Annotated in this window: 14 protein-coding genes; 11 read left to right on the forward strand and 3 right to left on the reverse strand. The window is 66.2% G+C overall.

Annotation, left to right across the window (positions count from 1 at the left end):
• Positions 1 to 73: 73 nt before the first annotated feature.
• Positions 74 to 1,852: a cation:proton antiporter domain-containing protein gene (locus SP5_RS09710; RefSeq protein ID WP_042487672.1), complete on the reverse strand. Its 1,779-nt coding sequence runs from the start codon at positions 1,850 to 1,852 to the stop codon at positions 74 to 76.
• A gap of 113 nt (positions 1,853 to 1,965) precedes the next feature.
• On the opposite strand from SP5_RS09710, the gene SP5_RS09715 reads away from it, so the two are divergent.
• Entirely contained in the window at positions 1,966 to 2,415 is a 450-nt protein-coding gene (locus tag SP5_RS09715) for a c-type cytochrome (RefSeq protein ID WP_042487675.1), read from the forward strand.
• A 262-nt stretch (positions 2,416 to 2,677) separates the two neighbouring features.
• Here SP5_RS09715 and SP5_RS09720 read toward each other — a convergent pair whose 3' ends face one another.
• Entirely contained in the window at positions 2,678 to 3,898 is a 1,221-nt protein-coding gene (locus SP5_RS09720; RefSeq protein ID WP_042487678.1) for an NADP-dependent isocitrate dehydrogenase, read from the reverse strand.
• Between the two features lie 143 nt (positions 3,899 to 4,041).
• Between SP5_RS09720 and SP5_RS09725 the strand changes: the two genes are divergently transcribed.
• Both SP5_RS09725 and pssA read left to right on the forward strand, forming a co-directional pair.
• Positions 4,042 to 4,764: a phosphatidylserine decarboxylase gene (locus tag SP5_RS09725; protein ID WP_042487681.1), complete on the forward strand. Its 723-nt coding sequence runs from the start codon at positions 4,042 to 4,044 to the stop codon at positions 4,762 to 4,764.
• Between the two features lie 13 nt (positions 4,765 to 4,777).
• Positions 4,778 to 5,599, forward strand: coding sequence for a CDP-diacylglycerol--serine O-phosphatidyltransferase (gene pssA / locus SP5_RS09730; protein ID WP_042487684.1), 822 nt, complete (start codon positions 4,778 to 4,780; stop codon positions 5,597 to 5,599).
• Here the strand turns inward: pssA and SP5_RS19770 are convergent.
• Positions 5,538 to 6,017 carry a hypothetical protein gene (locus SP5_RS19770; protein ID WP_245613455.1) on the reverse strand — a complete coding sequence of 160 codons (480 nt, stop codon included), beginning with the start codon at positions 6,015 to 6,017 and terminating at the stop codon, positions 5,538 to 5,540. The two genes, pssA and SP5_RS19770, sit on opposite strands and share 62 nt — an antisense overlap.
• A gap of 125 nt (positions 6,018 to 6,142) precedes the next feature.
• Between SP5_RS19770 and rpsB the strand changes: the two genes are divergently transcribed.
• From rpsB to rseP, 8 genes are all read left to right on the forward strand, one after another.
• Positions 6,143 to 6,952 (forward strand): 30S ribosomal protein S2, encoded by an 810-nt coding sequence (rpsB, locus tag SP5_RS09740; RefSeq protein WP_042487688.1) that lies wholly within the window; start codon positions 6,143 to 6,145, stop codon positions 6,950 to 6,952.
• A 159-nt stretch (positions 6,953 to 7,111) separates the two neighbouring features.
• The gene (tsf, locus tag SP5_RS09745; RefSeq protein ID WP_042487691.1) at positions 7,112 to 8,047 is read left to right on the forward strand and encodes a translation elongation factor Ts; all 936 of its coding nucleotides are present in this window, start codon (positions 7,112 to 7,114) and stop codon (positions 8,045 to 8,047) included.
• A 433-nt stretch (positions 8,048 to 8,480) separates the two neighbouring features.
• Positions 8,481 to 9,206, forward strand: a complete 726-nt coding sequence (gene pyrH, locus SP5_RS09750) for a UMP kinase (protein WP_042487693.1) — start codon at positions 8,481 to 8,483, stop codon at positions 9,204 to 9,206.
• A gap of 3 nt (positions 9,207 to 9,209) precedes the next feature.
• Entirely contained in the window at positions 9,210 to 9,767 is a 558-nt protein-coding gene (gene frr, locus SP5_RS09755) for a ribosome recycling factor (RefSeq protein WP_042487694.1), read from the forward strand.
• A gap of 41 nt (positions 9,768 to 9,808) precedes the next feature.
• Positions 9,809 to 10,525, forward strand: a complete 717-nt coding sequence (locus SP5_RS09760) for an isoprenyl transferase (protein ID WP_084220640.1) — start codon at positions 9,809 to 9,811, stop codon at positions 10,523 to 10,525.
• 65 nt (positions 10,526 to 10,590) lie between these two features.
• On the forward strand, positions 10,591 to 11,358 hold the full coding sequence (locus SP5_RS09765; RefSeq protein ID WP_174435528.1) for a phosphatidate cytidylyltransferase: 768 nt from the start codon (positions 10,591 to 10,593) through the stop codon (positions 11,356 to 11,358).
• Positions 11,358 to 12,515 (forward strand): 1-deoxy-D-xylulose-5-phosphate reductoisomerase, encoded by a 1,158-nt coding sequence (gene dxr, locus SP5_RS09770; protein ID WP_042487697.1) that lies wholly within the window; start codon positions 11,358 to 11,360, stop codon positions 12,513 to 12,515. Before SP5_RS09765 ends, dxr begins: the two co-directional genes overlap by 1 nt.
• A complete protein-coding gene (rseP, locus tag SP5_RS09775) occupies positions 12,512 to 13,648 on the forward strand; it encodes an RIP metalloprotease RseP (protein WP_042487700.1) in 1,137 nt (378 codons plus the stop codon). Before dxr ends, rseP begins: the two co-directional genes overlap by 4 nt.
• The last annotated feature ends 64 nt before the right edge of the window (positions 13,649 to 13,712 follow it).

Raw genomic sequence — 13,712 nt, forward strand, 5'->3', positions numbered from 1 at the left:
AGGGGCCATGCCCCTCCACCACGGCCTGACGGCCGCGGTCCCCCTCCCCATCATAGATGGGGAGGAATTTGCGTTACCCCTGTTCCCCCAGCCGTCGCAGCCGCCGGATACGCGGCTCGCGCTGAAGCTGTGCCTCGCGGCGTATGACCTGCCGCAGCTCGTCGCGTTTCTCGTGGATCGATGCGATCACCGGCCCCATCGCGACGCCTAGGTCGACCAGCACCGCCTCGGAGAGTTGCAGCGAGCTTTCCAGCGTCTCCGGCACCGCCTCGCTGACACCCGCGCGGTACAATTCGGTCGCATGCGCCATGTCGCGCGCGCGGGCGATGATCGGCAGGTCGGGCGCCGCCTCTCGGATACGTCGCGCCAGCCGCACGGTCAGCACGGGATCGTCCATCGTCAGGATCAGCGCCCGCGCGGCGGGCAGGTTCAGCCGGTCGACCAGTTCCGCGCGCGCCACGTCGCCGAACAGCACGGGATAGCCCGCTCGCCGCGCCTCACCGACCGAATCGATATCCGCCTCGACCGCGACATAGGACTGGCCGTGGACGGTCAGCATGTCGGCGATCATCTTGCCGACGCGGCCAAAGCCGATGATGACCGTGCGCCCGGTGTCGCCATCGGCCTCGGGCGCGGGGGGCAGGTCGCCGCTGCGCGCCTCGATCCGGCGGGAGATCACGCGGCCCGCCTTGGCGAGCAGCGGGGTGATGGTCAGGCCGATCGCGGTCACCGTCTGCCAGAAGCTGGCGGTCGAGGGCAGGATCAACTGCGCCTGCGCCGCCGTCCCCAGCACGATCAGCGTGGTCTCGGACGGGCTGCCCATCAGCAGCCCCGTCTCCGCCGCCACACCGCGCCGGGCATGGGCGACCCGCAGCAGCAGATAGGTGACGATCGCCTTCACCGCGACGACGCCGACCACCGCGAGCAGCAGCATGTCCCAGTTCTTGGCGATCAACCGCAGGTCCAGGCTCATGCCGACGGTAATCAGGAACACGCCGAGCGCGAGGCCCTTGAACGGCGCGGTCATCACCTCGACCTCCGAATGATATTCGGTCTCGGCGATCAGCAAGCCCGCCAGCAGCGCGCCGACGATCGGCGACAGGCCCGCCGCCGTGGTGGCCACGCTGGCGACGATGACGACCAGCAGCGAAGCGGCGAGGAACAACTCCGGGCTCTTGGTACGCGCGGCCTGCGCGAACAAGCGGGGCAGGACCAGCTTGCCGCCCAGATACATGGCGACGACGGTCAACCCGCCGCGCAAGGCGACACCCGCAATGCCGACCCAGCCCTCGTCGCTGGCGGTCGGGGCCATGGCGCCCAGCGCGAAGATGATGGGGACCAGCGCCAGATCTTCGAAGAGCAGCATCGCGAACGCGCCGCGACCCACGGGGCTGGTCGTGCCGACCAGCGGCAGCACCAGCGCGGTCGAGGAGAGGGTGAGGGCGAGGCCCAGACCGATCGCTCCCCCCCAGCCTTGGCCCAGCATATGGAGCGCGATCCCGATCAGCGTTGCCGAGCCGATCAACTCGGCCGCGCCGGTGCCGAACACCAGCCTCCGCATCGCCCAAAGCCTGCGAAAAGACAGCTCCAACCCGATGGAAAACAGCAATAATATGATGCCGAACTCGGCAAAGGGTTCGATCGACTCCGGGTTTGAGATGGTCAGATAATAGAGCCACGGCGCATGGGGCACCAGCGAGCCGAGCCCGGCCGGACCGACCAGCAGCCCGACCAGGATGAACCCGATGACCGGGCTGACCCGGAAGCGCGCAAAGGCCGGAATGACGATCCCCGCCGCCCCGAGGATCACGAGGGCGTCGGAAAAGCCCTGATTGTCTAACCGAAGTGCCATGACGACAGACTAACCCGGCTTTGCCGCGCTTGTCAGGTCGTTAATCCCACGAAACGACGATGGGGCGATTCGTCCAATGGGGTATGATGCGGCGGCGGCGTTAGGGCGGCGGGATGAAGCCGCTTTCGTTGACCGTCCTGTTCGCCATCCTGCCTTGCCTGGCCCTGACCGCCTGCGGGGATGGCGACCGGGCCGAGCGGTTGAAGGCGGCGGGGCCAAATCCCTCGCTCGACGCGCTGATGCGGGTCGCGGATGCCGATGCGGGCGCGCGAACCTTTGGCCAGTGCCTGGCCTGTCACACCATCGGCAAGGGCGAACTCGACCGGGCGGGGCCGAACCTGCACGGCATCATGGGCAAGCCGGTCGCGGGCGGGAGCGCGCGCTATGGCTATACCGCCGCACTGGAGCGGATCGGGGGACGCTGGGATCGGGCGACGATGAACCGCTGGCTGACCTCGCCACAACGCTTCGCGCCGGGCACGAAGATGACCTTTCCCGGCCTGCCCGATCCGCTCGCGCGAGCGGATGTGATTGCGTATCTGGAGCGGGAAGGGCGGGAATAGGGTCTTGCTTGAGCCGAGAGGGCGGGGCGTGCGCTTCGACTTCGCCCAGCGCGAACGGCTGGGGGGATAGGCGCGGCTTTAATCACCAACCGCCGTTCAGCCTGAGCGTAGTCGAAGGCCACGCGACAAGCTCTCTAATGTGCTTTTGGCAAAGGTATGCCCTTGGCCTTCGACTGCGCTCAGGCTGAACGGAGGTCGGGGAATAGAAAAAAGGCCCGGAGACAACGCCTCCAGGCCCCTTTTCACAACCTTGTGGCAGAAATTACTGCCAGTTGGCCATTTCGGTTTCGAGGTTGACGCGGATCGCCTCGAAGAACTGCTCGGTGGTCATCCAGGGCTGGTCCGGACCGATCAGGATCGCGAGGTCCTTGGTCATCTGGCCGTTCTCGACGGTCTGGATGCAGACCTTTTCCAGCGTCTCGGCAAAGCGAACGACGTCCGGCGTGTTGTCGAACTTGCCGCGATACTTCAGGCCGCCGGTCCAGGCGAAGATCGACGCGATCGGGTTGGTCGAGGTCGCCTTGCCCTGCTGGTGCTGGCGATAGTGACGGGTCACGGTGCCGTGCGCCGCTTCCGCCTCGATCGTCTTGCCGTCCGGGGTCATCAGGACCGAGGTCATCAGGCCGAGCGAGCCGAACCCCTGCGCCACCGTATCCGACTGCACGTCGCCGTCATAGTTCTTGCAGGCCCAGACGAATTCGCCATGCCACTTGAGCGCCGAGGCCACCATGTCGTCGATCAGGCGATGCTGATACTCGATGCCCGCCGCCTTGAACTGATCGGCGAATTCGGCGTCGAACACTTCCTGGAAGATGTCCTTGAAGCGGCCGTCATAGGCCTTCAGGATGGTGTTCTTGGTCGACAGATAGACCGGCCAGCCACGGTTCAGGCCATAGTTCATCGAGGCGCGCGCGAAGTCGCGGATCGAATCATCCAGATTGTACATGCCCATGGCGACGCCAGCGCTGGGGAAGTTGAACACCTCCTCCTCGATCTTCTCGCCATTCTCGCCTTCCCACTTCAGGGTCAGCTTGCCCTTGCCGGGGACCTTGAAGTCGGTCGCCTTGTACTGGTCGCCGAAGGCGTGACGGCCGACGACGATCGGGTGCGTCCAGCCCGGAACCAGACGGGGAACGTTCTTGATGACGATCGGCTCGCGGAAGACCACGCCGCCCAGGATGTTGCGGATCGTGCCGTTGGGCGACTTCCACATCTTCTTCAGGCCGAATTCCTCGACGCGCTGCTCGTCGGGGGTGATCGTCGCGCACTTGATCGCGACGCCGTACTTCTGGGTGGCGTGGGCGCTGTCGATCGTCACTTGGTCGCTGGTCGCGTCGCGGTTCTGGACCGACAGGTCGAAATAGGCCAGTTCGATGTCCAGATACGGCTTGATCAGGCGTTCGCGAATCCATTCCCAGATGATCCGGGTCATTTCGTCGCCGTCGATCTCCACGACGGGGGTGTTTACCTTGATCTTCGCCATATGCGCATCCTTCAGATTAGGCGGGTTTGGTGACGCGTCTAGGGGAGGGGGCGCGGCGGATCAACCACCCCCGATGGTTGGGGAAAGGGCCGGGGCGAACCGAAAAGATTGTGCGATGGCCGGTGGACAGGTAGACAGGCCCGATGCCTTCGCTTGAAAAGCCCCCCGTCGCGACCACCACCGTCAAGTGGCGCTTTCCCGCCGTCCATCCCGAAGGGCGCAAATATGTGCTGATCGGGGCGGGCCTGACCATCATCGCCACGCTGATCACCAAGGTGCTGTTCTGGCCGTTCGTCGGCCTGTGCATCTGGATCGCGGCATTCTTCCGCGATCCCGTCCGCACCACGCCGCAGGGCGACGACCTGATCGTCGCGCCCGCCGACGGCCTGGTGACGATGATCCAGCGTGTTCCGATTCCGCGCGAGCTGGTCGGCGAACTGGGCGAGGCGCCGCTGGTCCGGGTGTCGATCTTCATGTCGGTGTTCGACGTTCACATCAACCGCACGCCCGTTGCGGGCGTCATCCGCCAGGTCGTCTATATCTCGGGCAAGTTCCTGAACGCCGATCTGGACAAGGCGTCGGACGAGAATGAACGCCAGCATTTCGTGGTCGAAGGCCGCGACGGCCGGAAATACGGCTTCACCCAGATCGCCGGTCTGGTCGCGCGTCGTATCGTCGGATTCGTGAAGCCCGGGGACATGGTTGCCGCAGGGCAACGCGTTGGCCTGATCCGCTTCGGCAGCCGCGTCGACGTATATCTGCCCGACGACGTCACGCCGCAGGTCTGTCTGGGCCAGCGTTCGGTCGCGGGCGAGACGGTGATCGGCCGTGTCGGCGGCAAGCCGATGACCGGCATCGCGCAGTAAGCCGCGCGCTTCGATGGCCCTTTCCCCCCGTTTCGCCCGTCGCCGTACCGATGGCGAGCCGCCCCGCGGTCTGCCGCTGCGGGCGATCATTCCCAATGCGGTGACGGCGCTTGCGCTGGTGTCCGGGCTGACGGGGGTGAAGTTCGCCATTGCGGGATCATGGGAGGCGGCCGTCACCATGATCATGGTCGCAGCCGTGCTGGACGGGCTGGATGGCCGGATCGCACGGTTGCTGCGCGGGGAAAGTCGGTTCGGGGCGGAGCTTGATTCGCTGTCCGACGCCATTTCCTTTGGTGTCGCACCTGCCCTTATCCTCTATCTCTGGTCGCTCGAAAATCTGCCGCGCATCGGATGGATCTGCGCTGTGCTGCAGGCGGTGTTCTGCGCGTTGCGGCTGGCGCGGTTCAATTCGCAACTCGACGTGGCCGATCAGCCGCGCAAGACGGCGGGCTTCTTTACCGGCGTTCCGGCCCCCGCCGGGGCCGGACTGGCGATGTTGCCGCTCTATCTCTGGTTCTGGACCGGCGAGCCGATCTTCTCGTCGCCCTATCTGGTCGCGCCCTGGGTCGCGCTTGTCGCCATGCTGATGGTATCGAGCCTGCCGACACTGTCCTGGACCTCGTTCCGCCTGCGTCGCCATGTGCGGTTCGAGGCCCTGGCGATCCTAGTGCTGGTCGGGGTCGCGCTGATCTCGGCACCGTGGCATGCACTGACCGCGCTGTGCCTGGCCTATCTGTTGAGCATCCCCGCCACCATGATCGCCTATGCGCGGCTCAAGCGGCCACGCGGCGGCGGACCAGCGAAGGGGCAGGGGACCCCGCCGCCCAGCGCCTGACGGCGATCCGGCGCTCGGCCACCACCAAGGTGGCCAGCGGCGTGAAGGCTGGCTCGACATGGCCCGTGGCCAGATGCAGGATGCGGCGCCATTGGGGTGTCACCATTATCGCTATGGTGGTCAGGGCGGCGACCAATGCGCCCGTGAAAACCAGAACACTCACCACGATTATCATGATGCCAGCCTCCTGCCGTTCGTGACGAACCGGCATATTAACCGGGTCGTAACCATTGATTTTTTCGTCCAGTTCCGTCGCCGAAACGGCGACATCAGGTTGAGTCGTGCCAAATTCACGATGTTGCGAAATCGCAATGCGACGATCAACCTGTGTTCCCTGTTGTGATCGCTTTATGTTCCGCTGATGTTCCTGTGTCAACGGTGTTCGGAACAAAAGTGAACGTCCTTCGGCGCTTGCCATGGGGTTTCGCATCGGCTAAGGGCGCCCGCCTCAACACCGCATGGGAAGCATCATATTTCGGTGCGCATGGGCTTGGCCCGCCGCGTCATCCGCTTCCCAGAGGACTAACCGGAAGGAATTATCTTATGGCGGCACCCGTCGTCACCATGCAGCAGCTGGTCGAAACCGGCGCGCACTTCGGCCACCAGACCCACCGCTGGAACCCGAAGATGAAGCCCTACATCTTCGGCGACCGCAACGGCGTCCACATCCTTGACCTGTCGCAGACCGTGCCGCTCTTCGCGCGCGCTCTGGAGTTCATCAGCTCGACCGTCGCGGGCGGTGGCAAGGTCCTGTTCGTCGGCACCAAGCGCCAGGCGCAGGAGCCGGTCGCTGAGGCCGCTCGCCGTGCTGGCCAGCACTTCGTCAACCACCGCTGGCTGGGCGGCATGCTCACCAACTGGAAGACGATCTCGAACTCGATCAAGCGCCTCAAGACGCTCGAAGAGCAGCTGTCGGGCGACACGCACGGCCTGACCAAGAAGGAAGTGCTGAACCTGACCCGCGAGCGCGACAAGCTCGAGCTGTCGCTGGGCGGTATCCGCGACATGGGCGGCATTCCGGACGTGATGTTCGTGATCGACGCCAACAAGGAAGAGCTGGCGATCAAGGAAGCCAACACGCTGGGCATCCCCGTCGTTGCGATCCTCGACTCGAACGTCTCGCCCGACGGCATCGCCTTCCCGGTTCCGGCGAACGACGACGCCAGCCGCGCGATCCGTCTGTATTGCGAGGCCGTGGCCATTGCCGCGACCCGTGGCAACAACGAGCAGCAGCGCCGCAGCGGCGCCGACTTCGGCGCGATGGCCGAGCCGCCCGTCGAGGAGGCGCTGACCGTCGCCCCGACCGAAGCCGCCGAGCAGGCGGTCGAGGCCGAGCGCCAGATCGACGCGTAATCGCGTGACACAGCCCCGCGGTGCGGGCGGGGCGATCATCGACCGGGCGGGGCAACCCTTCGGTCGATGACATCGGCTTGACATGCAAGCCGTGCTAAGGGCCGCCTCCGATGGGGCGGCCCTACCCGCATCCCCCTTTTCAGACAGAGGATTGAGACAATGGCCGATATCACCGCAGCGATGGTCAAGGACCTGCGCGAAAAGAGCGGCGCGGGCATGATGGACTGCAAGAAGGCGCTCAACGAAGCCGCTGGCGACATGGACGCCGCGCTGGATTGGCTGCGCACGAAGGGCCTGGCGGCCGCGCAGAAGAAGTCGAGCCGTACCGCCGCCGAAGGTCTGGTCGGCGTCGCCACCAGCGGCACCGTCGGTGCTGCCGTCGAAGTGAACTCGGAAACCGATTTCGTCGCCAAGAACGACCAGTTCCAGGCGTTCGTGAAGGACGTGACCGAGATCGCGCTGAAGACTAGCGACGATATCGAAGCGCTGAAGAACGAAGCGATGCCGCAGGGCGGCACCGTCGCCGAAGTGCTGACCAACAACGTCGCCACCATCGGTGAGAACCAGTCGCTGCGTCGCGCCAAGCGCCTCGAAGTGTCGAAGGGCGCGGTCGTGTCCTATGTCCACAACCAGCAGGCGCCGGGCCTGGGCAAGATCGGCGTGCTGGTCGCGCTGGAGTCGGAAGCCGCCGATGACGTGCTTCAGTCGCTGGGCCGTCAGCTGGCGATGCACATCGCCGCTGCCTTCCCCAAGGCGCTGAACGAGGCCGACTTGGACGAGGCCGAGATCGAGCGCGAGCGCGCGATCGCGACCGAAAAGGCCGCCGAATCGGGCAAGCCCGCCGACATCATCGCGAAGATGGTCGAAGGCTCGATCGCCAAGTACCGCAAGGAGCACGCGCTGGTCAGCCAGCTGTTCGTGATCGACGGCAAGACCAAGATCAGCGACGTCGTCGCGAAGGCCGGCAAGGACGCCGGTGCCGAGATCAAGCTGGTGGACTATGTCCGCTTCCAGCTGGGCGAGGGCATCGAGAAGGAAGCGTCGGACTTCGCGGCCGAAGTGGCCGCCGCGTCGGGCGTTCCGCAGAAGGCGTAATGCTTCGCGCCGTCCCTTGATGGGACGGTGAGGGCAAAGGGGAGCGGCTGCCGCAGGGTGGCCGCTCTCTTTGCATGTGGGGCTTTGCAAATCCTCCCTGAGCTTTGCTCGGGGAGGGGGACCGCGGCCGCAGGGCGTGGTGGAGGGGCATCGCCGGTTCGTCCCGCCCCTCCACCATCGCTGGCGCGATGGTCCCCCTCCCCAAGCAAGCTTGGGGAGGAATGGGTTTTCGTTCGCGAAGGGCGCGGGGTGAACGGTGCCGCATGGGCTTCGACTTCGCTCAGCCTGAACGGGGGTAGGGGCGAAATGCCAAGTCTCTTCGGTGAGACGCGCTGTCCGACGAAAATCCCCGCAACCCGCCGCTCCGTGGTTGCCCGCTGGCCGGACGCCGCCTAAGGTCCGCGCCACTTTCATCACCAAGATCCGAGAAACGATGACCACCCCGCGCTTCAAACGTATTCTTCTGAAATTGTCGGGTGAAGTCCTGATGGGCGAGGGCGGCCTGGCCATCTCGCCGGAGATCACCGCGCGCGTGGCGCAGGAAATCGCCGATGTCCGTGCGCAGGGCTATGAGCTGTGCATCGTCGTGGGCGGCGGCAATATCTTCCGCGGCCTGTCGGCGGCGGCCAAGGGGATCGAGCGGGCGACCGCCGATTATATGGGTATGCTGGCGACCGTGATGAACGCGCTGGCGGTGCAGAATGCGCTGGAGCAAATCGGCGTCGACACGCGCGTCCAGTCGGCCATCCCGATGTCGAGCGTGTGCGAGCCTTTTATCCGTCGTCGTGCCGAGCGGCATCTGGAAAAGGGCCGCGTGGTGATCTTCGCCGCCGGTGTGGGCTCGCCTTTCTTCACCACCGACAGCGGCGCTGCGCTGCGTGCCGCCGAGATGAAGTGCGACGCGCTGTTCAAGGGCACCAGCGTCGACGGCGTCTATGATGCCGATCCGAAGAAGGTGCCGACCGCGACCCGCTACGAAACCGTCACTTTCTCCAAGGTGCTGTCCGACGACCTGAAGGTCATGGACGCCTCGGCCATCGCGCTGTGCCGCGACAACAATATCCCGATCGTCGTCTTCAACATCCGCGAACATGGCAATTTCGGTGCCGTGCTGTCGGGCGAGGGTGTGTCGACGATCGTCCAGAACGCAGGAGCATAAATCATGGCAGCCTATGACAAGTCCGACCTCGAGCGCCGTATGCAGGGCGCGGTCGAATCGCTGAAGCACGACCTGAACGGCCTGCGCACCGGCCGCGCCTCGACCGCGCTGCTCGATCCGGTGACGGTCGAGGTCTATGGCAGCCACATGCCGCTCAACCAGGTCGCCACCGTCTCCGCGCCCGAGCCGCGCATGTTGTCGGTGCAGGTGTGGGACAAGTCGAATGTGTCGTCGGTCGAAAAGGCGATCCGTTCGGCGGGCCTGGGCCTGAACCCGATCAATGACGGCCAGACGCTGCGCCTGCCGATCCCCGACCTGACCGAGGAGCGCCGCAAGGAACTCGCCAAGCTGGCGGGTAAATATGCCGAGGGCGCGCGGATCGCGGTGCGCAACGTGCGTCGCGACGGCATGGACAGCCTGAAGGTCGACGAGAAGAAGGGCGTGTTCGGCGAAGACGAGCGCAAGCGCCACGAGACCGAGGTGCAGAAGCTGACCGACGCCACCATCGCCGAGCTGGATGCGGCGGCGGCGGCCAAGGAAAAGGAAATCCTGGGCAAGTGAGTCCTCCGGCCGCCTCGGCCCAGACGGCTCTGGGGTCGCTGGTGGCCGTGCCCGATACGGGTGCGGTCCCGCGTCACGTCGCGATCATCATGGACGGCAATGGCCGCTGGGCCAAACGCCGTCTGCTGCCCCGCTTCGCCGGTCACAAGGCGGGGGTCGATGCCGTGCGCCGGATCGCGCGCGCGGCGCGGGCGCAGGGGATCGAGGCGCTGACGCTTTATGCCTTCTCCTCGGAGAATTGGCGGCGGCCCGAGACCGAGATCAGCGACCTGATGGGCCTCTTGCGCATCTTCCTGCGCAAGGACCTGGCCGAGCTGGTGTCGGACAATGTCCGGTTGCGGGTGATCGGCGACTATCGCCGCTTTCCCGCCGATCTGGTCGCGATGATCGACGATGCGGTCGCGCGGACGGCGGCGAATAGCGGCCCGATCCTCGCCATCGCGCTGAATTACGGGGCGCAGGCCGAACTGGTCGAGGCGACCCGTCGGCTCGCGCTCAAAGTGGCTGCGGGCGAGATGGCGGCGGACGCGATCACGCCGGAGGCGATCGAGGGCGAGCTGCAGACCAATGGCCTGCCGCCGCTCGACCTGGTGATCCGCACCTCGGGCGAGCAGCGCCTGTCCAACTTCCTGCTGTGGCAGGCTGCCTATGCCGAGTTGTTGTTCGTCGACACGCTCTGGCCCGATTTCGACGAGGCGGCGCTGGCCGATGCGGTGGCCGAGTTCGGTCGACGACACCGGCGTTTCGGCGGCCTGTGACCGACCCCGAATCCCCCAAGGCTGGGGTGCCCGAAGCGGCTCCGGTCGAGATCCCCGCGTCCGGCATGTCGAACCTGACCAAGCGGGTCCTGGCCAGTATCGTGATGATCGCGGTGGCCAGCGTTTCACTCGTGCTGGGCGGTCTGGCCTTCTGGCTGCTGGCGGTCGTCGTCGCTCTGTTCATGATGGCCGAATGGTCCGATCTGCTGAAGGTCGATGCCAGGCAGAAGCGGCTCGCCCAGTTCGCGCTGTCGGTGCCGCTCGCCATCATGGCGCCGGGGCTGGCCGCGGGGCCGGGCTTTTTTGCGCTGGGGCTGATTGCGGCGACCTTCTTTTTCCTGACCATCGTGTCGCGCCGCCCGGAATATGGGGCAGGGGCCTTTTATGTCGGGCTGCCGGTCTTTTCGCTGCTGGCGATCCGGCTGCACGATGACGGGCTGGTCCTGTCGCTCTGGTCGATGGCGATCGTCTGGGCCTGTGACAGCGGCGCATTCTTCGTCGGGCGGCAGTTCGGCGGGCCGAAGCTGGCCCCGAGCATCAGCCCGGCCAAAACCTGGTCGGGCCTGATCGGCGGTATCATGGCGGCGACGCTGCTGGCAGTGCTGATGCGCTGGGCGCATGGCCTGCCGCTGCATCTGGTCGTTGCGACGCCGCTGCTGGCGGTGCTGGCGCAGATGGGCGACCTGTTCGAGAGCGCGCTGAAGCGGCGCGCGGGCGTCAAGGACAGCGGTAACGTGCTGCCCGGTCATGGCGGCGTGATGGATCGGCTGGACGGCATCGTGCCGGTCGCGCCGATCGCCGCTCTCCTGATCTTTCTGCCGGATCTGTTCTGATGCGTAGCGTGACCATTTTGGGGGCGACCGGATCGGTCGGCACCTCGACGCTGGACCTGATCGAGCGTGAGCCGGATCGTTACCGCGTCCGCGCGCTGACCGCCAATTGCGACGTCGCCAAGCTGGCGGCGGCGGCGAAGCGGACCAAGGCCGAACTGGCGGTCGTCGCGGACGAAAGCTGCCTGCCCGATCTTCGCGCGGCGCTGGCGGGAACGGAAGCCCGCGCGGCGGGCGGCCGGGCGGCGGTGATCGAGGCGGCGGCGATGCACGCCGACTGGACGATGGGCGCCATCGTCGGCTGTGCCGGGCTGGAGCCCGCCATGGCCGCGATCGCCAATGGCGGCACGGTGGTGCTCGCCAACAAGGAGCCGCTGGTCTCGGCGGGCGAGGTGGTACTGGCGGCGGCGGCCAAGGCCGGGGCGACGCTGCTCCCGGCCGATAGCGAGCATAACGCCATCTACCAGTGCTTCGACTTCGCGCGGCCCGAGCGGGTGCGCCGGATCGTCCTGACCGCCAGTGGCGGGCCGTTCCGGCAATCGACGACGGAGGAGATGCGCCGCGTCACCCCCGAACAGGCGGTGGCGCATCCCAACTGGTCGATGGGCGCGAAGATTTCGGTCGATTCGGCGACGATGATGAACAAGGGGCTGGAACTGATCGAGGCCGCCCGCCTGTTCCCGGTCCCATCCGACCGGATCGAGATCGTGCTGCATCCGCAATCGGTGATCCACTCGGCGGTCGATTATGTCGACGGCTCGATGCTGGCGCAGCTGGGGCCGTCGGACATGCGCGTGCCGATCGCGCATTGCCTGGCCTGGCCCGACCGGATGCCGACGCCGATGGCGCCGCTGGATCTGGTCGCGCTGGGGCGGATGGACTTCGCCGCGCCCGATCCCGTGCGTTTCCCGGCACTGCGGCTGGCGCGGGCTGCGCTGGAGGCAGGCGGGGCGGCTCCGGCCATATTGAACGCCGCCAACGAGATCGCGGTCGCGGCTTTTCTGGCCCGGCGCATCGGCTTCCTCGAAATTGCCGCAATCGTCGAGGATGTTCTCCATCGCTACGACCCCGCCCCACCGGAGTCGCTCGACGCGGTGATCGCGATCGATGCGGAGACCAGGGCGATAACGGCCGAGCGCGTTGAGGATTGCGTCGTTTGATCGAAACCCCCGGCCTGTTATTGACCGTCCTGGCCTTTGTCCTTGCCCTCGGCCCGCTCGTGTTCGTTCACGAGATGGGGCATTATCTTGCCGGGCGGCTGTTCGGCGTGAAGGCCGAGACCTTCTCCATCGGCTTCGGGCGCGAGATCGCCGGTTTCACCGACAAGCGCGATACGCGGTGGAAGATCGGCTGGCTGCCGCTGGGCGGTTATGTGAAGTTCGCGGGCGACATGAACCCGGCAAGTCAGCCTGACGCCGCCTGGCTGTCGCTGCCGTCCGAGGAACGCGCCCGCACCTTCCAGGCCAAGCCGGTGTGGCAGCGTGCGGTCATCGTCGCGGCAGGGCCTGCGATCAATTTCGTCGCGGCGATCCTGATCCTGGCGGGCTTCGCTTATGCGTATGGCGAAGCGGTCGTGCCGCCGGTCGTCGGGCAGATCATGCCGGGCAGCGCGGCGGCCGCGACCTCGCTACGCCCCGGCGACCGGGTGACGGCGATCGACGACCGAGCCGTCACCGACTTTTCCGATATCGCCCGCTATGTGCAGATTCGTGCCGGGGACCGGGTGACGATCGCGGCGACGCGCGGCGGCACGCCCTTCACGACCAGCGCGACCATCGGCACCGAAGAGCAGCGCGACCGCTTCGGCAACAGCTATCGCATCGGCCGCCTGGGCGTGCGTGGCGCGGGCACGGTCGATGTCCGGCCGGTGGGCCTGTTGCGCGCACCCGTCGTGGCGGTTCAGCGCACGGGTGAGATCGTCCGCATGATGGTCGAGACGCTGGGCCAGGTGATCTCCGGCCGCCGCTCGGTCAAGGAACTGGGCGGGCCGGTATCGATCGCGAAAGTATCGGGCGAGCAGATGGCGCTGGGCCTGGACGCCTTCGTTTTCTTCGTGGCGCTGGTCTCCATCAATCTGGGGTTCATCAACCTGTTGCCAGTGCCGATGCTGGATGGCGGTCATCTTCTCTTCTATGCGATCGAAGCGGTGCGGCGACGCCCCCTGGAGCCGGTGGCCCAGGAATGGGCATTCCGTGGCGGTTTGATCGCGATCCTGGCCCTGATGCTCTTTGTAACGTTCAACGATCTGGGCAATTTGGGGCTGTGGAACAATATCCGCAGCTTGATCGGCTGACGCCGATGGGGCAGGGCGCGACGACGACAGGGGTCGGTTCGACTTTTCTGGGGTGGGTTTGGTG

The organism is Sphingomonas parapaucimobilis NBRC 15100, from assembly GCF_000787715.1.
Classification (GTDB): Bacteria; Pseudomonadota; Alphaproteobacteria; order Sphingomonadales; family Sphingomonadaceae; genus Sphingomonas; species Sphingomonas parapaucimobilis.